Consider the following 21,286-nt stretch of genomic DNA (forward strand, 5'->3'; position numbering starts at 1 on the left):
GCCGGCCGCGAATCCTCCGCGGGGCGCCTCATCGCGTACTCCCGTCGGAGTACGGCGTCGCAGCGGTTGCGACGAAGGCGGAGCGGTTCGACACGATCAGAACAGCTGCACCGGCTTCACGAGGTCGGCGTAGATGAGCAGCGCGCTCATGGCACCGAGCACCACGACGACGCCGAGGGTGAGCGGCATGAGCTTGGCCATGTCGACGGGCCCCGGGTCGGGGCGGCGGAACAGCTTCGCGAACGCGCGGCGGATGCCCTCGAAGAGCGCGCCGGCGATGTGCCCGCCGTCGAGCGGGAGCAACGGGATGAGGTTGAACACGAAGAGGGCGATGTTCAGCGAGCCGAGGATGCCGAGCAGGCCCGCGACCTTGTCGACGCTCGCGATCTGGTCGCTCGCGGCGACCTCGCCCGCGACGCGACCGACGCCGACGACGCTGAGCGGTCCGTTCGGGTCGCGCTCCTCCGGGCCGAACGCGGCGTTCGCCACGTCGATCATGCGCTGGGGCAGGTTCACGATGATGCCGGCGACGCCGGCGATGTTCTCGCCCACGGCGGGCAGCACCTCGGTGACGGGCTGCTGCATGCGCGCGCTGGTCGGGCCCATGCCGACGAAGCCGACCTCGACGGTCACCGGCTCGCCCGCGTCGTCCGTCACGACCTTGCCGTCGTCGCCGACGACGTACCGCTCGCTGAGGGAGGGCGTGACCGTGAGCGTCTGCTCGGCGCCGTCGCGCACGATGACGACCGCGAGGTCTTCACCGGGGTTGGCGCGGATGATCGCGGTGGACTGCTCCCACGAGGTGAGCGGCTCGCCGTCGATCGAGACGAGCGTGTCCCCGGGCTGCAGGCCGGCCGCGGCGCCCGGAGCCGCCGGGTCGCCGGGCTCGCAGGTCTGCCGCTCGCTCGTGGCCGGCAGCACGCAGGCGCTCACCGAGGCGACGGTCGTCGTCGACTGCGGGATGCCGAACCCCATGAGCAGCACGCCGAAGATCACGACGGCCAGCACGAGGTTCATGAACGGGCCGCCGAACATGATGATGATGCGCTTCCAGACGGGAAGCAGGTAGAAGGCCCTCTGCTCGTCGCCCGGCGTGATCGACTCCTGGCTGGAGTCGCGCGCATCCTGCACGAGGCCCTTGAAGAACCCCGTGGAGTCGGCGTGCACCTGCTCGCCCTTGGCCGGTGGGAACATGCCGATCATCGAGATGTAGCCGCCGAGCGGAATGGCCTTGACCCCGTACTCCGTCTCGCCGCGGCGCTTGGACCACAGCGTCGGGCCGAAGCCGATCATGTACTGCGTGACCTTGACCCCGAAGAGCTTCGCGGGAACCAGGTGCCCGATCTCGTGCAGCGCGATGGACACGGCGAGGCCGAGAACGATGACGAGAACGCCGAGGAGGAACGGCAGCACGGAATCCACCCGATGAGCGTACTGCCGAAGTCTTCACGTCTGCTGACGCTCTGCTGGGAGAGCGGATGCCTCCGCTACGCGCGAGCGATGCGCGCGTTCGCGGCCGCCCGCGCGACCCGCTCCGACTCCGCCAGCGAGGCCACCGTGACCTTGCCCTCGGGGGACTCATGCGCCTCGACGACCGCGCGCACCGTGTCGACGATGTCGAGGAACCCGATGCGGCCGGCGTGGAACGCGGCGACGGCCTCTTCATTGGCGGCGTTGAAGACCGCCGGGTAGTCGCCGCCGGCGCGGCCGACCTCCTTGGCGAGCGCCACGGCGGGGAACGCCTCATGGTCGAGCGGCTCGAAGGTCCACGACGAGGCGACGGTCCAGTCGAGCGGGCGGCCCACGGCGGCGACTCGGTTGGGCCAGTCGAGCCCGAGCGAGATGGGCAGTCGCATGTCGGGCGGCGAGGCCTGCGCGATCGTGGAGCCGTCGACGAACTCGACCATCGAGTGCACGATCGACTGCGGGTGCACGGTCACGTCGATGCGGTCGTATGGCACATCGAAGAGCAGGTGCGCCTCGATGACCTCGAGGCCCTTGTTCACGAGCGTCGCGGAGTTCGTCGTGACGACGAGGCCCATGTCCCACGTCGGGTGCGCGAGCGCCTCGGCGGGTGTGACGTCGGCCAGCTCGTCGCGGCGCCGCCCGCGGAACGGGCCGCCGGACGCGGTGAGCACGAGCCGGCGCACCTCGTCGTCGGTGCCCGAGCGCAGCGCCTGCGCGAGCGCCGAGTGCTCCGAGTCGACGGGCACGATCTGACCCGGCTTCGCGAGCCGGGTCACGAGGTCGCCGCCGACGATGAGCGACTCCTTGTTGGCCAGCGCGAGGGTCATGCCGCGTTCGAGCGTCGCGAGCGTCGGGCCGAGGCCGACCGAGCCGGTGATGCCGTTCAGCACGACGTCGGCGTCGACGTCGCGCACGAGCTGCACGGCCTCGTCGATGCCGACCGCGGTGTGCTCCACGCCGAACTCGGCGGCCTGCGCCTCGAGCGCCGCGCGATTCGAGCCGACCGCGAGGCCGACCACCTCGAAACGACGTGGATTGGCGCGGATGACGTCGAGGGCCTGGGTGCCGATCGAACCGGTGGAGCCGAGGATGATGACTGAACGCACGTCACCACTGTACGGGCGCGGTCTCGATACGCTCCGCTCCTCGACCGGCGAGACGGGACCCAGCGCCGGTCGAGCAGGCGCGCCGGCGCCGTATCGAGCCCCGCGTCAGCCGATGACCGCGACCGACGCCGCCCGCCGGCCGGGCACCGGCACGTCGTGGAAGACGACCTCGCGCCAGAACGACCCGAACTCGGGGACCCCGCGTTCGATGCGCCCGACTCCGCCGTCGAGGTGCGGCGCCGAGAGCGCGAGGCGCGAGGGCTCGATGAAGTCGTTGTGGCCCAGGGCCCGCAGCAGCGCGGTCTTGCGCGCCCACAGCGTCGCCCTCGCGAGCGAGGCATCCTCGGCCTCGAGCTCCTGCAGCGCCGCGCGTTCGTCGGGGTGCAGCGCGGCCTCGTCGATGACCGCGCCCGCGGCGAGCGCGACCGGCTCGACGGCGACCCCGAGCGGATGCCTCGTGCCCGTCGCCGCGACGATCGCGTCGCCCTCGATCGCGACATCCGCGTACCTCGGCGTGCCCGACGCCGTGAGCGGGTAGGCGACCGTGATCCGGCCGTGCCTGGCGCCGCACTGCTCGCACTCGTGCACGAGTTCGACATCGCCGGCGGGCACGGAGGCCGCCTCGGCGATGAGGGATCGGAGCAGTGCGTCGGGGCCCGGCTGCCGGCGCGGGCCCGCCACGACGCGCACGCGCACGCCGGTGCCGCCGAGCTCGATCGGCTCATCGTGCAGGGGCGCGTCCACTCCCCCATCTTCGCGCACGGCGCGCGCACGGTGCGCGCACGGCGCCGATCGAACCGCCGTTCCATATGCCCGCCCCGGAATGGTGCGACGCCTAGGGTCGGAGGGTGACAGAGCACGACGAGGGCAGAACCGATCGCGACACCGGCGAGAACGCGGGCGAGGTCGCCACCGGCCCCGTGCGGCAGGGTCCGGCGTACCGCATCATCCGCGGCATCCTGCGTCCGATCGCACTGGGCATCTACCGCCCGAAGATCACCGGCACCGAGCACATCCCCGCGAGCGGCCCGGTCATCCTCGCGAGCAATCACCTGTCGTTCATCGACAGTGTCGTGATCCCCCTCGCCTCGCCTCGGCCCGTGCAGTTCCTCGCGAAGGACGACTACTTCACGGGCACCGGATTCCGCGGCTGGGTCTCGCGCACCTTCTTCACGGCGATCGGCGCCGTCGGCGTCAAGCGCGGCGCCGGAGCCGACGCGCAGGCCGCGCTCGACGCCGGCCGCGGCATCCTCGAGGCCGGCAACGCCTTCGCCATCTACCCCGAGGGCACCCGTTCGCTCGACGGACGCCTCTATCGCGGCCGCACGGGCGTCGCCTGGCTCGCGCTGCAGACGGGCGCCCTCGTCGTGCCGGTCGGGCTCGTCGGCACGCAGGAGATCCAGCCCGTCGGCGCGAAGCTGCCCCGCGTGCGTCCGGTCACCGTGCGCTTCGGCGCGCCGATCGACGTCTCGGGCCACGGCGCCGCGACCTCGGGGCGCGCCAGGCGCGGCGCGACCGACGAGATCATGGCCGGCATCCACGCACTCTCCGAGCAGGAGCTCGCCGGCGTCTACAACGAGACGCCCCCGCAGGGCGCGCTCGCGAAGTTCGCCGACAAGGTCGTGCCGCGCGAGCGGCTCTGATCGGCCGGCGCCGCCCCGCGGCATCCGGCGGGATCATCGCAGCAGCGCGCCCCGCGACCTCACCTGAAGTGCAGGAACTTCTGCGCCCCCCTCGGCGTGTCCGGCTCCGACATGCCCACGGCAGGTCGAGAGTTCCTGCAAGGTCGTCGGGGGCCCGACCCGCGACATCCGCCCGATTCACAGCCCCCGGTTCGCCGGTCGCGATAGGGTCGTCCGGATGACCACCGCCGGCCGCCTCGCACGCCTCGCCACGGCCGTGGCCGCCGCGCTCGTACTCGCCGGCTGCGTCATGGCGCCCGCGAAGCCGGTGCAGGTCGACCGCACGCTGCCCGAGCCGCCCGCGACCGAGTTCTCCCCCGGGCTCATCGTGAGCGACGACGCGTTCTACAACAGCGACGCCATGGACGAGCGCGGGATCCAGGCGTTCCTCGAGCGGGTTCCGTGCCGGGCCGACATCGGCATCGACTGCCTCGCCGAGTACACCGAGACCACGACCACCCAGCCCGCCGTCGGCGGCACGCACTGCGCCGAGTACCGCGGCGGGGTCGACGAGCCCGCGAGCCGCATCCTCGAGAAGGTGGCCGAGGCCTGCGGCATCAGCCCGCGCACGCTGCTCGTGCTGCTGCAGAAGGAGCAGTCGCTGCTCACCCGGCCGACCGCCGACGGCTACCTGCGCGCCACGGGCTACGCCTGCCCCGACACGGCCGACTGCGACCAGGAGTACTTCGGGTTCTTCAACCAGGTGTACAACGCGGCCTGGCAGTTCCGGCAGTACACCGAGCACCCCGATCGCCGGTACATGATCGGCGCGACCGAGGTCGGGTACAACCCCGATGCCGCATGCGGGGCGAGCACCGTCGAGATCCGCAACCAGGCCACGGCCAACCTCTACAACTACACGCCGTACCAGCCGAACGCGGCCACGCTGGCGAACCCCGAGGGCGGCGACGACTGCGGCGCCTACGGCAACCTCAACTTCTGGCGCCTCTGGCACCGCTGGTTCGGCGACCCCACGGCCGAGCGCTACCCCGCGTTCTTCGCACCATGCACACGGCTCGTCGGAGGGCACGCCTGCCCGGTCGAGCCCACGCTGCCCGCGGTCGTCGACACCCCCTGACGCGCGTGCCTCGGCGCTTCGTCGCCTCAGCCGGCGACGGATGCCTCGGGCTCGTGCCCGACCGGGAAGGCGACGGATGCCGCGATGAAGCATTTCGCGGCCGCCTCCGCGTGGATCTCGTGGGCGAGGTCGAGCATCGCCGCCTCGGCGACGACCACGCGCGGACGCAACGTCACCTCGCGGAACGCACCGCCGCCGCGCCCGTCCTCGACCATCACGCCGGTCGCGGCATCCGCGTACCCGACCACGACCACGCCGTGCAGGGTCGCGACATGCAGGTACGAGAGCATATGGCACTGACTGAGCGCGCCGAGCAGCAGTTCCTCGGGGTTCCAGCGCTCGGCGTCGCCGTGGAACACCCGGTCGCTCGAGCCCTCGATGACCTGCGACTTGCCGGCGGCGCGCAGCAGGTGGTCGCGGCCGTAGGCGCGGTATCCCGTGGTGCCGCCCTCCCGGGCGCCGGTCCACTCCAGGTCGACGGCGTAGGCGTGCTCACCGATCATCTTGCGGCTCCGTTCTCGTGCTTCGCGCTGCGTGGCCGAGACGATTCCCGGCGGGGTCCACGCTAGCCCGAGGCATCCGGATGTCGCGGGCGAAGGCCCTCGATCACCCGCTGATCGACCGCGGGCGGCGACGGCTCGGCGCTAGTCTGGAAGGCATCATGACTGACATCCAGACACCCGCAGACACCAAGGCCGCACCCGTCTACTCGGTGCCGCAGGAGCGCCGCATCGTCACGGCGGTCCCCGGCCCGAAGTCGCAAGAACTGCACGCGCGACGTGCGAAGGTCGTCTCCGCCGGGGTCTCATCGGCGCTGCCCGTCTACATCGAGCGCGCGAACGGCGCCGTGCTCGTCGACGTCGACGGCAACCAGTTCATCGACTTCGGCGCGGGCATCGGCGTCACGACCATCGGCCACACCGAGGCATCCGTCGTCGAGGCGGCCGCGGCGCAGCTGCAGGACGTGATCCACACGCTGTTCACGATCACGCCCTACGAAGAGTACGTCCGCGTCGCCGAGCTGCTCGCCGAGCACACGCCCGGCACCCACGAGAAGCGCAGCGTGCTCGTGAACTCCGGCGCCGAGGCCGTCGAGAACGGCGTCAAGATCGCGCGCAAGCACACCGGCCGCCGCGCCGTCGCCGTGCTCGACCACGCGTACCACGGTCGCACCAACCTCACGATGGCCATGAACTACAAGGCCCACCCGTACGCGACCGGCTTCGGCCCGTTCGCCGGCGACGTCTACCACGCGCCGAGCTCGTACCCCTACCGCGACGGACTCACCGGCGCGGATGCCGCGGCCCGCACCATCGCCTACCTCGAGAAGGTCGTCGGGGCGAGCGACCTCGCCTGCCTCGTCGTCGAGCCGGTCCAGGGCGAGGGCGGCTTCATGGTGCCGGCCGAGGGCTTCCTCACCACGCTGCAGACCTGGTGCACCGAGCACGGCGTGGTCATGATCGCCGATGAGATCCAGTCGGGCATGGCGCGCACCGGCCGCTGGTTCGCGAGCGAGCACTTCGGCTGGGTGCCCGACCTCGTGCTCTCCGCCAAGGGCATCGCGGGCGGCCTCCCCCTCGCGGGCGTCACCGGCCGCGCCGAGATCATGGACGCCGCGCACGCCGGCGGCCTCGGCGGCACGTTCGGCGGCAACCCGGTCGCCTGCGCGGCGGCCGTGGCCGTGTTCGAGTCGATCGAGGCGAACGACCTGCTCGCCGAGGCGACGCGCATCGGCGAGACGCTCACCGCCGGCCTCGACCGCCTGCGGCGGCGCTACGACATCATCGGCGACGTCCGCGGACTCGGCGCCATGATCGCGATCGAGCTCGTGCAGCCCGGCACCGCCACGACCACGAAGGCACCGAACCCCGAGGCCGTGAGCTCGCTCGTCGCGTACGCCGCGCAGCAGGGCGTGCTCTTGCTCAGCGCCGGCACCTACGGCAACGTCCTGCGGTTCCTGCCGAGCCTCGCGGTGAGCGACGAGCTCATCGACGACGCCCTGCACGTGCTCGACGACGGCTTCGCGGCACTCGGTTGATCCGGTGACCGAGACCTTCTCCATCTCCGACGCCGTCCAACTCGCCGTGGTCGAACGCAGTGGTTTCACCGAGTCCAGGCACGCCGGCTCCGCCGTCGTGCTCTCCCCCGAGGGCGAGCAGCTGCGCGCCCTCGGCGACGTGGCGACGCCCGTCTTCCCCCGCTCGGCAATGAAGCCGTTCCAGGCCGTGGCCGTCATGGCCTCTGGCGTCACCCTCAGGGGTGAAGACGCCGCCATCGCGACCGCCAGCCACTCGGGCACCGCCGCGCACGTCGCCCTCGTGCGCGGCCTGCTCTCGCGCGCCTCGATCCCCGAGTCCGCGCTCGGCTGCCCGCCCTCGGCGCCCCTCGACCAGACCGCACGCGAAGAGCTCGCGCGCTCGGGCGGCCCCCGCGAACGCGTCTACATGACCTGCTCCGGCAAGCATGCCGCGATGCTGCTGGCCTGCTCGGCCAACGGCTGGCCGCTCGACGGATACCTCGACCCGGCGCATCCGCTGCAGAAGCGCATCCTCGACGTGCTCGAGCGCCTCACGGGCGAGCGCCCGGCGGCGACCGCGCCCGACGGCTGCGGCGCACCCGTGCACGCGGTCAGCCTCACCGGCCTCGCCCGCGGCATCCAGAAGATCACGACCGCGGCGCCGTCCTCGCCGTTCGCACTCTTCCGCGAGGCCGCCGCGCTCACCGAGGGGGTTCGCGAGAACGCCTGGGCGATCGCCGGCCCCGGCCAGCCCGACACCGTCGCGATCGAGCGCCTCGGCGTGTTCGCCAAGTTCGGCGCCGAGGGCGTCATGGTCATGACCGCGCCGAACGGCACGACCACGGCGCTCAAGGTGCTCGACGGCTCGTCGCGCGCCTCGACCATCATCGCCCTGCGCCTGCTCGCGAACGCCGGGGCGATCGACGACGGCGCGGTCGACCGGGTGGCCACAGAGCTCGATCTGTGGATCATGGGCGGCGATCGCCGCGTCGGCGAGATCCGCGCGACGGTCTGAGCGGCTCGGTCTGCGCCGCTCGGTCTGCGCCGCTCGGTCTGCGCCGCTCGGTCTGCGCCGCTCGTTCTGCGCGACTCGTTCTGCGCGGCTCGGTCTGCGCGGCTCGGTCGAAGCGGGTCGGTCGAACGCCTCGCTCGGACGAGCGCCATGGTTCGCCGAGCGGATGCCGCACCGGATCGGGTTCCGGTCGCGGCATCCGCCCTGCTGCTCGGTTCGGGTCAGCCGAGCTTCGCGAGCCGTTTCGCGCGCGCCGCACGGGAGACCTGTGCGCCGATCACGAGCACGATCGCGAAGAGGAACACCGCCGAGGCGATGACGTTGGCCTCGGCGGGGATGCCGCGCGACGCCGAGATGTAGACGTACTTCGGGAAGGTCGAGACCGAACCCGAGTTGAAGTTCGTGATGATGAAGTCGTCGAAGCTCAGCGCGAACGAGAGCAGCGCCGCCGCCACGATGCCGGGCAGGAGCAGCGGGAACGTGACCCGCCAGAACACCTGGGCCGGCGACCCGTAGAGATCGCGTCCGGCCTCCTCGAGCGCCGGATCGAGGCTCGCGACGCGCGCCTTGACCGTGACGACGACGAAGCTGATGCAGAACATCGTGTGCGCCAGGATGATCGTCGTCATGTCCTTCGGCACGCCCACCGCGAGGAACTGGGCGGCGAGGCCTGCGCCCAGCACGACCTCGGGCGTGGCCATCGGCAGGAACAGCAGCAGGCTGATGACCGAGCGCGCCCGGAACCGGTAGCGCACGAGGGCGATGGCGATCATCGTGCCGAGGGTCGTGGCGATGATCGTGGCGACCACGCCGATGACCACGCTGTTCGCGAAGGCCTGACAGACGGCACCGCCCTCGACGTTGCAGACGTTCACCCACTTGTCGAACGTGAACCCGCGCCACGCGATGTTGGACTTGATCGAGTCGTTGAACGAGAACACGAACGTGTAGACGATCGGGATGAGCAGGAACGTGAAGGCGATGACGGCGTACACGGGCAGCAGCCAGGTGCCGAGCCCGATGCGCCGCGAGCGCTGCGGCCCGCGTCGCGGCTCGGTCTGCTCGCTCTCGGCGAGCCCGCCGATGACGGCCGCGGCCTGGACTTCTCCGCTCACAGCAGGTCCTCCGTTCCCGAACGCTTGACGTAGACGCCCACGAGCACGAGGATCGCGGCCATCAGGATGATCGACAGCGCCGCGGCCGCCGGATAGTTCAGCAGCACGAGGAAGTTCGCCTCGATCACGTTGCCCATCATCTGCGTGTCGGGCCCGCCGAGGAAGTCGCGACTGGCGTTGATGTAGTCGCCCGCGGCCGGGATGAACGTGAGCAGCGTGCCCGCCACGATGCCCGGCATCGAGAGCGGAAGGGTGATCTTGCGGAACACCGTGAACGGGTTGGCGTAGAGGTCGCTGCCCGCCTCGAGGTAGCGCAGGTCGAGCCGCTCGAGCGTGGTGTACAGGGGCAGTGTCATGAACGGGATGAAGTTGTACGTGAGGCCGAAGATGACCGCGAACGGCGTGCCGGTGAAGTGGGCGTCGGGCCCGAGGAGCGAGAGCGCCTTGAGCGAGGTGATGATGAACGACTCGTCGGAGAGGATCTGCTTCCAGGCGAGCGTGCGCAGCAGGAAGCTGATGAAGAACGGTGCGATGACGAGCACGAGCATGAGGCTCTGCAGCAGCGGCCAGCGCCTGGCCGTGACGCCGATGAAGTACGCCAGCGGATAGCTGAACAGCAGCGCGAACACGGTCGCCGCGAGCGCGTAGCCGAACGAGCGCAGGATGTGCGGCCAGTACGCCGTCATCACGTCGACGTAGTTCTGCCAGTTGAAGGCGTACTGGTACTGGCCGATGTCGCCGTACTCGAGCGGCGCCTGCAGCGACGTCAGCAGCAGCGAGACGAGCGGCGTGAGGAAGAACAGGACCAGGTAGGCGATGCCCGGCAACAGGAGGAACAGTGCGATGCGGCTCTTCTTGCGCGGCGCCTGCTGGGTCGGGGCCTCCGCGGTCGAGAACGCGGCGAAGGCCATGCTCAGCCCTCCTCGAGCTCGGTGACGAGGGCGTCGCGACGCTGCGCGGCGATCGACGTGGTCGAGTCGTCGGCCGGGAACCGCTCGGCCTCGACCGGGCCGTCGACGAGCCCGAAGCCGTGCTCGACGAGCCAGCTCGTCCAGACCTCGGCGCCGACTCCGACGTTCGGCCCTGCACCCGTGTTCTGCGAGAAGACGCGGACCGGGCCGTGCCCGGGGATGCCGATGAGGTACTGCGTGCTCACACCCGAGAACGAGACGTCGAGCACCCGGCCGGGGCCGAGCACGTTGCGCTCGGGCGAGGTTGTGGGGGCCTCGGCGTGCAACGTGACCTTCTCGGGGCGGACGCCGACCGTCACCGTGCCGTTGTGCAGCGCCGCCCGCGATTTCGGAACGATGATGCGCGCGCCGGCCGCATCGATCGTGATCGCCGTGTCGGTCGCGGCGGCCACCTCGCCGGTGAAGAGGTTCGACTGCCCGAGGAAGTTCGCCACGAAGACGGTTCGCGGCAGTTCGTAGAGCACCTCGGGCGCGCCCATCTGCTCGATTGCGCCCTTGTTCATGACCGCCACGGTGTCGGCCATGGTCATGGCCTCCTCCTGGTCGTGCGTGACGTGCAGGAACGTGAGGCCGACCTCTTCTTGGATCGTCTTCAGTTCGAGCTGCATCTGCCGCCGCAGCTTCAGGTCGAGCGCGCCGAGGGGCTCGTCGAGCAGCAGGAGCGCGGGCCGGTTCACGATGGCCCGCGCCAGCGCGACGCGCTGCTGCTGCCCGCCCGAGAGCTGCTGCGGGCGACGCTGCGCGAGGTGGTCGAGCTCGACCAGCTTCAGCGCCTCGTGCGCCTTGCCGAGCGGGTCGCTCATGCGGCGGCGCTTGAGCCCGAACGCCACGTTCTCGATGATGCTCATATGCGGGAAGAGCGCGTAGCTCTGGAACACGGTGTTGACCGGTCGCTCGTGCGACCTCGTCGACGTCACGTCTTTTCCGCCGATGAGGATGCGGCCCTGCGTGGGCTCCTCGAGCCCGGCCACGAGCCGGAGGGTCGTGGTCTTGCCGCAGCCCGAGGGGCCGAGCAGGGCGAAGAAGGAGCCGGCCGGGATCGTGAGGTCGAGGTCCTGGATCGCCGTGAAGCCCGGGAAGCGCTTCTGGATGCCGACGAGCTCGAGGTCGGCGCCCCGCTCGGCGAATTCGCGTACAGCCATGATGCCGGTCTCTCTCAGGCGCCGAGCAGGATGGACTGGAACTCGGCCTGGTACTTCTGCTCTTCGGCGCCCGAGAGCGTGCGGAAGATGTGCGCCTGCGAGAGTGTCTGCTCGTTGGGGAAGATGAGCTGGTTGTCGGCGAGCTCGGGGTCGATGGCCGCCGCAGCCTCTTGGGCGCCGACGACCGGGGTGATGAAGTTCACCCAGGCCGCGACCTCGGCGGCGACCTCGGGCTCGTAGTAGTAGTTGATGAGCGTCTCGGCGTTCGTCTTGCGAGACGATCCGACCGGGACGAGGAAGTTGTCGTTCCACAGCGTGCCGCCGGCGGAGGGCAGCGCGAACTCCCACTTGTCGCCTGCCTCCGCGTTCAGCACCGTGATGTCGCCCGACCACACGATCGCGGCCAGCGTGTCCTCGCTCTTCAGGTCTTCGAGGTAGGAGTTGCCCTTGATGTTGCGGACCTGGCCGTCGTCCACCTGCTGACGCAGGACGTCGATCGCCGCGCTGTACTCTTCGTCGCCCCAGTCGCCGGCGATGTCGACGCCCATGTCGAGCATGATGCACCCCATCGTGTCGCGCATCTCGGAGAGCACGCCCACGCGTCCCTTCAACGAGGAGTCCCAGAGATCGGAGACACTCGACAGCCCGCCGGGGAAGGCCTCCTTGTTCCAGGCGATGCCGGCGAAGCCGCCCTGCCACGGCACCGAGAACTTGCGACCGGGGTCGAAGTCGGGATCGGCGAGGGCCGGCGTGAGATTCGCGAGGTTCGGGATGTTGTCGTGGTTCAGCTCCTGCGTGTAGCCGAAGCGGATCCAGCGGCCGACCATCCAGTCGGTCAGGCACACCACGTCGGCACCGATGTCCTGGCCGAGCGCGAGCTGGTCCTTGACCTTGCCGTAGTAGGTGTTGTTGTCGTCGACGGCGACCTCGTAGTCGACCTTGATGCCGGTCTGCTCCTCGAAGGCCTGCAGCGTGGGGTAGTTGCCGGCGTCGTCTTCGTCGATGTAGGCGGCCCAGTTGGCCCAGTTCAGCGTCTTGTCGGTCGCGGACTTGTCGGCCGCGGGCGTGGGCTTGGTCGCGCCGCCGCCGGTCGAACAGGCCGCGAGGGCGAGGGCGGACGCGCCCGCACCGGCGCCGGCGAGCATCGTGCGGCGGCTCATCTGCGACGCCCGGGCGCGGGCGATGAGCGAACGGATCATCGGATCCTGGGGAAGGGGCCGAGAGGTCACGGGTGCTCCATTCGGGTCAGCGACGTTGCCATGGGGTGCGTCGATACTGACACACTGCGGTGCTCAATTCACGCGTTGATGTCCGAATCGTTAATTTCTGCGAACTTCTCATTCGGATTCAGTACCCGAATTGGACATTCGGAGCGGTTTCCGTCGTTTTCCACCTTCGCCGTGTCGCGGCGCGGCCCGGGTCGATCTGCCAGCATTCCCGGTCGGCGTCCTCGAGCAGCGGCGGCAGCGCGACTGGGCCCGTGCGACCCGCGGATGCCGGGGCGAGCGCCCGGAACTCCCGGAGGCCGCCGCGCACCACGAGTCGGGCCGAGTCGCGCATGCGGGCGGTCAGCGAGTAGGCCGACATCCACGCCTCGGCGTCTCCGACGACGATCGGCAGGTCTCTGGCCGCCATCGCCGCCGCCGTCTCGCGCTCGCCGCCCGAGACGAGCACGATCGGGTCGAGGCCGGCGACCCTCAGATCGGCGAGGTCGCGTTGCGCGGTCGCCGACACCACGGCGACGGATGCCGCGTCGAGATCGACCTCGGCCGGCGGTGACACCGCCTCCGCGATCGACGGCGGCGCGTGCACGACCTGGAGCCTGCGGCCGCGCCACTGCCCGGCTCCCGGCACGTCGTCGCGCTGCCACAGGTCGGCGGTGCCGCCGGCATGCGCCAAGTCGGATCGCGAGGCGTGCCGCAGGTGGAGGACGGAGCCGAACAGGTCGCGCAGGCCCCCGCCCAGCCGGTGTCCGAGGGCGGCGGAGGCCGCGACCGCGAGTCCCGTGCCGCGCCCCTCGCGGAGCAGCCGCTCGAGGACGCCGACGGCGGCGTGCCGGTACTCCTCCGGCCAGCCTCCGAAGCAGGCGTCGACATCGTCGACGAGCAACAGCCGCGGCCGGAGGGCATCGCCTCGGCCTGCGCGATCGCGATCCGGATCGGCGAGCCCGACCAGGGCGGCCCAGTCCTCGCCTCGGCCCCTTCCCAGCCTGGTGACCTCGGCACCCGAGCGGACCCGCATGGCGGCCTCGATCGCGGCGAGCGCCGTGGATCGCCCGCTGCCGGGAGCGCCGAGCACGAGCAGCGGACCGTCGGCGGTCGGCGACCAGGCGGCGACCGAACGGCGCTGCAGGTCGGGTTCGTCGAGCAGGCCGAAGGCGACGGCGTCCGTCGGCCGTGCGGTCGCCGCGGACGCGGACGCGGCCACGGCCACGGCCAGCGCATCGGCGCCGAGGCGGTGCGGCAGCGGATCCAGCCATGGTCGCCGAACGGGTGGCGAGGTCGCGAACCTGCGCCGCACCGACTCGATCGATGCCGGGTCGACGAGCGCGGACTGGAACGGCACGGGCGTGCCGTCGCCGCGATCGACGATGCCGCGCCCCGGCCGGTCGACCGGGATCTGCGCGGCCTCGTCGGTGCCGACGACGGCGACGCTGTCGGCACGGGTCATGACCCGGAGCGAGACGCGGATGGGGGCGTTCGCGGTGACCTGGTCGCCGAGCACGCCGTTCGGCCGCTGCGAGGCGAGCACCAGGTGCACGCCCAGCGAGCGGCCACGGGAGGCGATGTCCGCGACGACCGCGCCGAGCTCGCGGAAGCGCTGGACCATGGCCTGGAACTCGTCGATCACCACGACCAGTCGGCCGAGCTGCGCGGCGTCGTCGAGCTGCGAGATGTCTCGGACCCCGGCGTCGCGAAGCACGCGCTCACGGTGGCGGAGCTCGGCGCGCAGGCTCAGCACCGCCCGCTCCGCCTCCGACTCCTCGAGGTCGGTCACGATGCCGGCGACGTGGGGCAGCGCCGCGACGGGTTCGAAGGCCGCGCCCCCCTTGAAGTCGACGAGCAGGAAGGCGACCCGTTCGGGAGGATGGGCGGCCGCGAGCTGCCGGATCCAGGCGAGGAGGAACTCGCTCTTGCCGCTGCCCGTCGTTCCGGCGACGATCGCGTGCGGCCCGTCGCCGACGAGGTCGAGTTCGAGCCGGCCGCCCCTGGTCGCACCGAGCACGGCTCGCAACGTCGACCGGTCGCGCACCGGCGCGGCGGGGTCGGGCAGGTCGCCGACCGGCACGAGATCGGGAAGCGCGCCGGCACCGGCGACGATGCCGCTGCGCGCCGCGAACGCGGCCGCGCCCGCCGCCCACGCCGCGGCCTCCTCGAGGCCGAGCATGTCGGGCACGACGTCGTCTGCACTGCGGGCGTCGCCCGCCCGGAGCAGATGGCCCGTTCGCGGCCCTCGGATGCGGAACACGATGCCGAGCCCCGGCGGCAGCTGCGAGACCTCCGACGCCAGTGCGATCGTGACCTCGGTCGACGCACCCGAAGGCGAGGGCGTGGGCGAAGACGGCGGCGGCGAGAACGGGGAGACACCCGGTGCGGGCCCCACCTCGACGACCTCGATCGTGGCCGCCCCGGCATGCGGCAAGGCGTGCACCCACGACCATGCCTCGGTCGACGGGACCGCGAACCCGATGACGTCGGGCGCGACGGCATGCGCGCACTGCACGAGCATCGCACGCGCCGCCGCCCGCACGAGATGAGGCGGGCCCGCGAGCCCGATGCCCTCGCGGACCTCGACCACGACCGGGGCACGCTCGAGTCGTCGCGCGGTGTCGAGCGCCTCGCGGTCCCGTTCGTCGGCGGCGCTGCCCTCGATGCGGATCGCGCTCTCGACGGTCGCGCTGCCCACGACGATGGGCGCACACGGATCACGGCCCCAGACGGGCGCTCCGCCCTGCGCCAGGGATCGGGCGGGCGGATGCCTCGACCAGAGCTCGGCCGCCTCGTCGACGTGCCGAAGCGCGATCTGCCGGTGCAGACGTTCGAGGGCTGCCGCCCGTTCGGCCTCGGCGAGGCGTACGCCGCGCCGCATCTGCCGTCTCGAATCGAGCATCGTCGCGACGGCGAGGAGCGGCCCGAGCGCCGCGAAGGCGAGCGAGACGACCGAGCCCGTGGCGAACCACAACACGAGCGAGGCCGCGACGGGTGCGATCGCCGCGAGGAACGGGAATCCGGGTCGCGTCGGCGCCGGTGCGACCGGAGGCAGGGACAGCGGGAGTCGGGTGGGCTCCGGCGGGGCGAACAGGCGCGTGGTCACCGGGCCATGACATCAGAGCAGGGTCGCCCGAACGACTGCCGGCTCCCGAACGGTGCGCCCGCGGCATCCGTCGTCGATGTGGAGGACGGGTGCGCTCAGCCCACCGTGAAGGACTGCCCGGCCATCTCGACGACCGTGCCCCGCGGCACGAGGTAACGGCGCCCGGGCTCGCAGCGCAGGGCGATCTCGTCGACGCGGCGCAGGGTCGTGCCGTTGCCCGAGAACCGATCGGCGATCCAGAGCGAGTCGTCGTGCACGCCGAACTCGAGGTGCGTCTTGGAGACGGACCGCTCGGGATCGGCCACATGCACGAGGTGGTCGAACGCCTCGCCCGGCTGCGGCAGCGGCCGGCGGCCGATGAGCCCCGTGCCGAACACGACGCGGATCTCGCCGGAGCCGAACCGGAGCACGAAGCGAGGCGACGACGTCTCGGCAGGCGTGGACGCCTCGGACGTGGGCCGAGCGCCGGACGCCGGGGCACCCGACGCCGGCTCGACCTGGACGGGGGCCTCGACCGACACGCTGACCACGCCGCTGTGCCGGAACCCCCGCCCGAGCGACATCGTGTCGCCCGGCCTCGAATCGGGTCGGCGACGGGACTCGGGCGTGGCGCTCGTGGAACTGCCGCAGTGTCCGCAGAACATCGCGCCGTCGGGCAGCGCGGCACCGCAGATGCGACATCTCATGCGCGACCACCTCTCCGGCTGCCAGCGTACCCGCCGAGCGAGGTCAGCGAGACGGCCGCCCGCCACCTCTGCCGCCTGGTGCGCGGCGCGGCCAGTCGCTGCTGCAGCTCGTCGACGGATCGCCAGACCTGGTCGTCGTCGCCCGGCTCGGGGCCGCCCGGGGCGAACACCGCACGGTCGACGACCGACGCGAGCACGAGCGGACCGAGCCCGCCCACCGTGGACGCCTGCTCGGCCCTCGTCGCGCCGGCCCGGATGGGGTAGCCGTAGTCGGCCGCGGTGTCGGCGAACTCGAACCAGCCGCCCTCGATGCGCTCGACCTCGGAGCCGGCCCGACGACGAAGCCGCCGCCGCCGGAGCTTCGCGACGATCACCGCGAGGAACGGGCTCGCGATCAGCGCCGCCGCGAGCACCACGATGCCGCCCACGGTGAGCACGTTGCGCAGCACCGCCACCCACTGATCGGGCTCGTCGTTCGGGCGCTCGTCGGCGCGCTCCGCGGCATCGTCGCCGATGTCGATGCGGGTGCGTTCGGGCGGGGGCGGGAGCGCGGACTGCGGACGGGAGACCGCCATCGGCTGGTCGGGCTCCCGCTCGGGGATCGCCCTCGGCACGGGGTTCGGGTCCAGGGCGACCCAGGTGCCGTTCGCCCGCTCCACCTCGATCCAGGCCTGCAGGTCGCTGCGCCGGAGGAGCATGGGCAGGTCGGCGCCCGCTGAGGATCCGGACGAGGCGGCCGTCGCGGCATCCGTCGCCCGATACCCGACGACCACGCGTGCCGGGAAGCCGATCTTGCGCGCCATCATCGCCGCGGCGACCGCGTACTGCTCGCCGTCGCCCAGCATCGGCACGTCGGTCGCCAGTTGGCCCAGCCGGTCCAGTGCGTGCCCGGACCGGCTCGGCACCTCGACCTCGGTGCCGTGGCTGACGTAGCCGACGCGACGCAGCGCCTCGACCACGTCCGCGAGCCGATCGCCCTCGGGCTCGGACGCGGGGGCCCACTGGTCGAGCAGGCTCGCGAGCTCGACCGGCAGGTCGGGCGCGGCGGGGAGCACGCTCGTGCCAGGACTCATCGCCCGCACACTGTCGGGCTCGGCGACCGCGACCGACCAGGCGCTGTACAGGTCGCCCCGCTCGAGGCCCGTGGACACCGCGGCCGTGCCCGTGGTGTCGTTGTAGAAGAACCCGTCGGCGAGCGTCTCGGCGCGCGGGCCGCCGAACTCGATGCGCTCGAGCTTGCCGACCCCGGGCACCCACACGTCGTCGTAGGCGCGCACCCGCACGCGCAGCTGCACCTGCCCGCCGGACGAACCCGTCTGGTCGACCCGGTAGGGCACGCGGGTGAACGTGCCCGACACCGAGGTGCCGTCGGCGCCGCCGACCGAGTACACGACGCCGTCGTAGGTGTCCATCGTCGCCACGCGGAGCCCGGATCCCGGTGGAAGGCCCGTCACCTCGAGCATCACGTCGTCGGCGAGGGCCGGTGCGAAGGCGGCGCGGTACCCGGCCAGCGGGCTCTCGTGATCGCGCGGCTCGAACGGCGGCTGCACCTCGGACCTGACGACCGTGCGCGCCTGCATCGGCGAGAGCGACACGGCCGCCGTCGCCCCGACGAGCGCGACGGCCAGGATCGCGGATGCCCCGAGCACGCGCCGTGCGTTGGCGAGGGCGTTCTCGACCGTGCCGTGCCCGGTCACGGCCCGGCGGTCGGCGATGGCCACGAGCACCATCCACGCCACGACCGCGACGAGGAAGGCGAGGCCGCCCGCCAGTGCGAACGTGCCGTGCACGACGCCGAGGAGGATGCCGGCCGCCATGAGCACTGCGGCGGGGAGGATGGCCGCCACCGGATGCCGCGAGCGGAACGCGATCGTCACCGCGGCCGTCGCGGCGAGCAGGCCGAGCAGGAACGGCGGCACGAGCAGGGTCTGGTACGAGCCGACCGGCACGCTGATCGTCACGAGCTGCTTCCAGGACAGCGCCGTCGCCGCGATCAGGTCGAGCACGCCCTGCGGCGTCGGCAGCACGCCCGCGACCGCGCGGGACGGGACCGCGGCCGGCACTCCCAGCACGAGGAAGCCGACGGCGACCGCGACGAGCACGGCCCAGGTCGGCCACGCGCGCCGTGCGCCGATGAGCGCGATGGCGATGCCGGCGACGATCGCGACGGTCGCGGCGACGATGAAGCCCCAGCTCTCGTACACGGGCCACCACGGCACCATCGCCGCACCGAGCACGAAGGCGAGCACGAGCACCGTGACCGTGTTCCGCAGCGGGGAGCCGCCGACGACCGCGCCGCTGCGTCGACCTGTGGGCGTGGCGGGGCGGCTCATGCGACGGACGCCGATCGCGCGAGCATGGCCCGGAGGTCCTCGAGGTATCCGATGCCGAACACGGTGAGCCCGGCGACCGTGCGTGCGGTCGCCTCGCCCTCGGGCGAGCACTGGACGGCGACGGTCTCCACCCCGGCCGGCAGCTTCGACGTGGCGGCGCGGAGTTGGCCGACGCCGCGCGCCGTTCCCGTCACGAGGAAGGCCAGGGACACGCCGGGCAGCCCGTCGGCGGCCGCCCTGGCGACATCGGGGAGCTGCGCGGCCCGCTCGTCGCGCTCGATCAGGCAGAGCGCGTCGAGGAGCCGGTCGCGCGACACCGTCGGCAGTTCGCGCATGACCGGCGCACCGGCATCCGCCCGCCTGGCTGCGCCCCCGCCGGCACTGCCGCCGGCGCCTGCGCCTGCGCTGCCGACGGGGTTGCCGCCGCGGACCCCCGACACGACGAAGGACACGGTCCTGGCGTCCCGGATGGCCCGCGCACCGACGGAGGCGGCGGCGCTCACCGCGAGCTCGAACTCCGCGTCGTCGACGTAGGAGGCCGGGTCCAGGTCGAGCACGACCATGAGCCGGCTCCGGCGGGTCTCCTCGAACTGACGGACCATGAAGGTGCCGGTCTTCGCCGAGCTCTTCCAGTGGATGAACCGCCGGTCGTCCCCGGGCAGGTACTCGCGCAGCGCATGGAACGCGATGTCGCTCGCGGTCAGGTCCCTCGTGGGCGAACCCTCGAGATCGCGGATGAACCCGGAGCTCAGCGCGGCGATCGCGATCGTGCGCGGGTGCACGTGCAGCTCGACCATCTGGGACCAGACGATCTCTCGTCGCACGAGCCCGAGCGGATCGGCCCTGACCGTGCGCGTCGGCCCCACCTGCACGATGCCCCGTCGCTCGGTCGGCACCCGGAAGGCGCGGTCGAACGCGGCGCCCCGCGGGATCGCGGGCAGCACCCACTCCATGGTCCGGCGCCCGACCGGCAGTTCGAGCCGGATGCCGCCCCAGCGACGAGGGCCAGGGTTGGAGGCGACCAGCCTGGCCCTCGCCGGTTCGCCGACGACGACCCTGGCGACCGGAAGCGAGAGCTCGACGCTGGAGGCGCCCCGACCGACGAGCCACGCCGACGCGAGGACCGTGACGATGAGCAGGCCCCATCCGACGGCGATCGCCTCGACCCACCCCCATGCGTACCCGATCGCGAGCGCGAACCCCGCCCCGATGATCATCGCCCAGCCGCGGGCGGTGACGACCGAGCCGATCTGGGCCTGCCACTCGCGGAGCACCGAAGCCGCGCGGGCGACCGCGCGAACGAGATGCGCGATGAGCGCGGCGAGCACCCCCTCGCGCCGAGCGTCCTCGGGCATCGAGGTGCGGGTCGGCGTGAGGCTCACACCGCTTGCCTCGTGGACGGCGGCGGGGTCTCGATGAGCACCTGCGAGATGAGGTTGGAGGCCGTGACGCCGTCGAACTCCGCCTCGGCGTCGAGGATCAGCCGGTGCGCGAGCACGGGCTCGGCGAGCGCCTTCACGTCATCGGGCACGACGTAGTGCCTGCCGCGACCCGCGGCATGCGTCTTCGCGGCCCGGATCAGCGCCAGTGCTCCACGGACGCTCACGCCGAGGCGCACCTCGCGCGTCGTGCGGGTCGCGTCGACGAGGCGCGCGACGTAGTCGTGGATCGTCGGGTCGACGTAGACGGTGCGGGCGGATGCCGCCATCGCGACGATCTCCTCGGCATCGAGCTGCGCCTGGATCTGGTGCCCGTGCGCGCGCTGGTCGGCGCCCTCGAGGATGCGGATCGTCGACGCGTGGTCGGGGTAGCCGATGGAGGTCCGCATGAGGAACCGGTCGAGCTGGGCTTCGGGGAGCCGGTAGGTGCCGGCCTGCTCGACCGGGTTCTGCGTGGCGATGACCATGAACGGATGCCCCACGGCATGCGTCTGCCCGTCGACGGTGACCTGGCCCTCCTCCATGACCTCGAGGAGCGCCGACTGCGTCTTCGGGCTCGCTCGGTTGATCTCGTCGGCGAGCACGATGCTGGAGAACACCGGACCCGGGTGGAACTCGAACCGGCCGCTGCGCTGGTCGTAGACCGTGACGCCCGTGATGTCGCCTGGCAGCAGGTCGGGCGTGAACTGCACGCGGTTGCTCGTGCCGTGCACGGACTGGGCCATGGCCCGCGCGAGCGAGGTCTTGCCGGTGCCCGGCACGTCGTCGAGCAGCAGGTGGCCCTCGCTCAGCAGGGCGGTGAACGCGAGGCGGACCACGCGGTTCTTTCCGAGCAGCACCTCTTCGACCGCGCCCACGAGTCGGTCGAGGTTCGCGGCGAACCGCGACGCCTCTTCGGGTGTCATCGTCATACGGGCTCCATCG

At 72.0% G+C, this 21,286-nt stretch carries 17 protein-coding genes; 4 read left to right on the forward strand and 13 right to left on the reverse strand.

What is annotated here, in order from left to right:
- Positions 1-96: 96 nt before the first annotated feature.
- The 3 genes from AC3IPY_RS12800 to AC3IPY_RS12810 form a co-directional block, all read right to left on the reverse strand.
- Positions 97-1,422: a M50 family metallopeptidase gene (locus AC3IPY_RS12800; protein WP_489184659.1), complete on the reverse strand. Its 1,326-nt coding sequence runs from the start codon at positions 1,420-1,422 to the stop codon at positions 97-99.
- Positions 1,423-1,487: 65 nt separating this feature from the next.
- Positions 1,488-2,573 carry a 1-deoxy-D-xylulose-5-phosphate reductoisomerase gene (gene dxr, locus AC3IPY_RS12805; RefSeq protein ID WP_489184660.1) on the reverse strand — a complete coding sequence of 362 codons (1,086 nt, stop codon included), beginning with the start codon at positions 2,571-2,573 and terminating at the stop codon, positions 1,488-1,490.
- Positions 2,574-2,678: 105 nt separating this feature from the next.
- Entirely contained in the window at positions 2,679-3,317 is a 639-nt protein-coding gene (locus AC3IPY_RS12810; protein ID WP_489184661.1) for a 4'-phosphopantetheinyl transferase family protein, read from the reverse strand.
- Between the two features lie 176 nt (positions 3,318-3,493).
- Between AC3IPY_RS12810 and AC3IPY_RS12815 the strand changes: the two genes are divergently transcribed.
- Both AC3IPY_RS12815 and AC3IPY_RS12820 read left to right on the forward strand, forming a co-directional pair.
- Entirely contained in the window at positions 3,494-4,216 is a 723-nt protein-coding gene (locus tag AC3IPY_RS12815) for a lysophospholipid acyltransferase family protein (protein ID WP_489188330.1), read from the forward strand.
- Positions 4,217-4,433: 217 nt separating this feature from the next.
- Positions 4,434-5,333 (forward strand): hypothetical protein, encoded by a 900-nt coding sequence (locus AC3IPY_RS12820; protein ID WP_489184662.1) that lies wholly within the window; start codon positions 4,434-4,436, stop codon positions 5,331-5,333.
- A gap of 26 nt (positions 5,334-5,359) precedes the next feature.
- On the opposite strand, the gene AC3IPY_RS12825 is transcribed toward AC3IPY_RS12820, so the two are convergent.
- Positions 5,360-5,836, reverse strand: a complete 477-nt coding sequence (locus AC3IPY_RS12825) for an OsmC family protein (RefSeq protein WP_489184663.1) — start codon at positions 5,834-5,836, stop codon at positions 5,360-5,362.
- Between the two features lie 158 nt (positions 5,837-5,994).
- Here AC3IPY_RS12825 and gabT point away from each other — a divergent pair, with 158 nt between their 5' ends.
- Both gabT and AC3IPY_RS12835 read left to right on the forward strand, forming a co-directional pair.
- Positions 5,995-7,371, forward strand: coding sequence for a 4-aminobutyrate--2-oxoglutarate transaminase (gene gabT / locus AC3IPY_RS12830; protein WP_489184664.1), 1,377 nt, complete (start codon positions 5,995-5,997; stop codon positions 7,369-7,371).
- Between the two features lie 4 nt (positions 7,372-7,375).
- A complete protein-coding gene (locus tag AC3IPY_RS12835) occupies positions 7,376-8,365 on the forward strand; it encodes an asparaginase (RefSeq protein ID WP_489184665.1) in 990 nt (329 codons plus the stop codon).
- A gap of 218 nt (positions 8,366-8,583) precedes the next feature.
- Here the strand turns inward: AC3IPY_RS12835 and AC3IPY_RS12840 are convergent, their stop codons facing one another.
- The 9 genes from AC3IPY_RS12840 to AC3IPY_RS12880 all read right to left on the reverse strand — a co-directional run bounded on the left by AC3IPY_RS12840 (position 8,584) and on the right by AC3IPY_RS12880 (position 21,273).
- Positions 8,584-9,384: an ABC transporter permease gene (locus tag AC3IPY_RS12840; RefSeq protein WP_489188331.1), complete on the reverse strand. Its 801-nt coding sequence runs from the start codon at positions 9,382-9,384 to the stop codon at positions 8,584-8,586.
- 89 nt (positions 9,385-9,473) lie between these two features.
- Entirely contained in the window at positions 9,474-10,388 is a 915-nt protein-coding gene (locus AC3IPY_RS12845; protein WP_489184666.1) for an ABC transporter permease, read from the reverse strand.
- 2 nt (positions 10,389-10,390) lie between these two features.
- Positions 10,391-11,590 (reverse strand): ABC transporter ATP-binding protein, encoded by a 1,200-nt coding sequence (locus tag AC3IPY_RS12850; protein WP_489184667.1) that lies wholly within the window; start codon positions 11,588-11,590, stop codon positions 10,391-10,393.
- 14 nt (positions 11,591-11,604) lie between these two features.
- Positions 11,605-12,789 (reverse strand): ABC transporter substrate-binding protein, encoded by a 1,185-nt coding sequence (locus AC3IPY_RS12855; RefSeq protein ID WP_489188333.1) that lies wholly within the window; start codon positions 12,787-12,789, stop codon positions 11,605-11,607.
- A 148-nt stretch (positions 12,790-12,937) separates the two neighbouring features.
- Positions 12,938-15,904 carry an FtsK/SpoIIIE domain-containing protein gene (locus AC3IPY_RS12860; RefSeq protein WP_489184668.1) on the reverse strand — a complete coding sequence of 989 codons (2,967 nt, stop codon included), beginning with the start codon at positions 15,902-15,904 and terminating at the stop codon, positions 12,938-12,940.
- Between the two features lie 95 nt (positions 15,905-15,999).
- Positions 16,000-16,590: a zinc-ribbon domain-containing protein gene (locus tag AC3IPY_RS12865; RefSeq protein ID WP_489184669.1), complete on the reverse strand. Its 591-nt coding sequence runs from the start codon at positions 16,588-16,590 to the stop codon at positions 16,000-16,002.
- Positions 16,587-18,923 carry a transglutaminase TgpA family protein gene (locus AC3IPY_RS12870; RefSeq protein WP_489184670.1) on the reverse strand — a complete coding sequence of 779 codons (2,337 nt, stop codon included), beginning with the start codon at positions 18,921-18,923 and terminating at the stop codon, positions 16,587-16,589. The genes AC3IPY_RS12865 and AC3IPY_RS12870 overlap by 4 nt, the downstream gene beginning before the upstream one ends.
- On the reverse strand, positions 18,920-20,305 hold the full coding sequence (locus AC3IPY_RS12875) for a DUF58 domain-containing protein (protein WP_489184671.1): 1,386 nt from the start codon (positions 20,303-20,305) through the stop codon (positions 18,920-18,922). Before AC3IPY_RS12875 ends, AC3IPY_RS12870 begins: the two co-directional genes overlap by 4 nt.
- The gene (locus AC3IPY_RS12880; protein ID WP_489184672.1) at positions 20,302-21,273 is read right to left on the reverse strand and encodes an AAA family ATPase; all 972 of its coding nucleotides are present in this window, start codon (positions 21,271-21,273) and stop codon (positions 20,302-20,304) included. Before AC3IPY_RS12880 ends, AC3IPY_RS12875 begins: the two co-directional genes overlap by 4 nt.
- Between the last annotated feature and the right edge of the window lie 13 nt (positions 21,274-21,286).

The sequence above is a fragment of the Agromyces sp. GL_144 genome (genome assembly GCF_057834305.1).

Coding starts and splice junctions, on each gene's coding strand:
- AC3IPY_RS12820 (WP_489184662.1), top strand. CDS start 4,434: ATGACCACCGCCGGCCGCCTCGCACGCCTCGCCACGGCCGTGGCCGCC.
- AC3IPY_RS12825 (WP_489184663.1), bottom strand. CDS start 5,836: ATGATCGGTGAGCACGCCTACGCCGTCGACCTGGAGTGGACCGGCGCC.
- gabT (WP_489184664.1), top strand. CDS start 5,995: ATGACTGACATCCAGACACCCGCAGACACCAAGGCCGCACCCGTCTAC.
- AC3IPY_RS12845 (WP_489184666.1), bottom strand. CDS start 10,388: ATGGCCTTCGCCGCGTTCTCGACCGCGGAGGCCCCGACCCAGCAGGCG.
- AC3IPY_RS12850 (WP_489184667.1), bottom strand. CDS start 11,590: ATGGCTGTACGCGAATTCGCCGAGCGGGGCGCCGACCTCGAGCTCGTC.
- AC3IPY_RS12855 (WP_489188333.1), bottom strand. CDS start 12,789: ATGATCCGTTCGCTCATCGCCCGCGCCCGGGCGTCGCAGATGAGCCGC.
- AC3IPY_RS12865 (WP_489184669.1), bottom strand. CDS start 16,590: ATGAGATGTCGCATCTGCGGTGCCGCGCTGCCCGACGGCGCGATGTTC.
- AC3IPY_RS12870 (WP_489184670.1), bottom strand. CDS start 18,923: ATGAGCCGCCCCGCCACGCCCACAGGTCGACGCAGCGGCGCGGTCGTC.
- AC3IPY_RS12880 (WP_489184672.1), bottom strand. CDS start 21,273: ATGACGATGACACCCGAAGAGGCGTCGCGGTTCGCCGCGAACCTCGAC.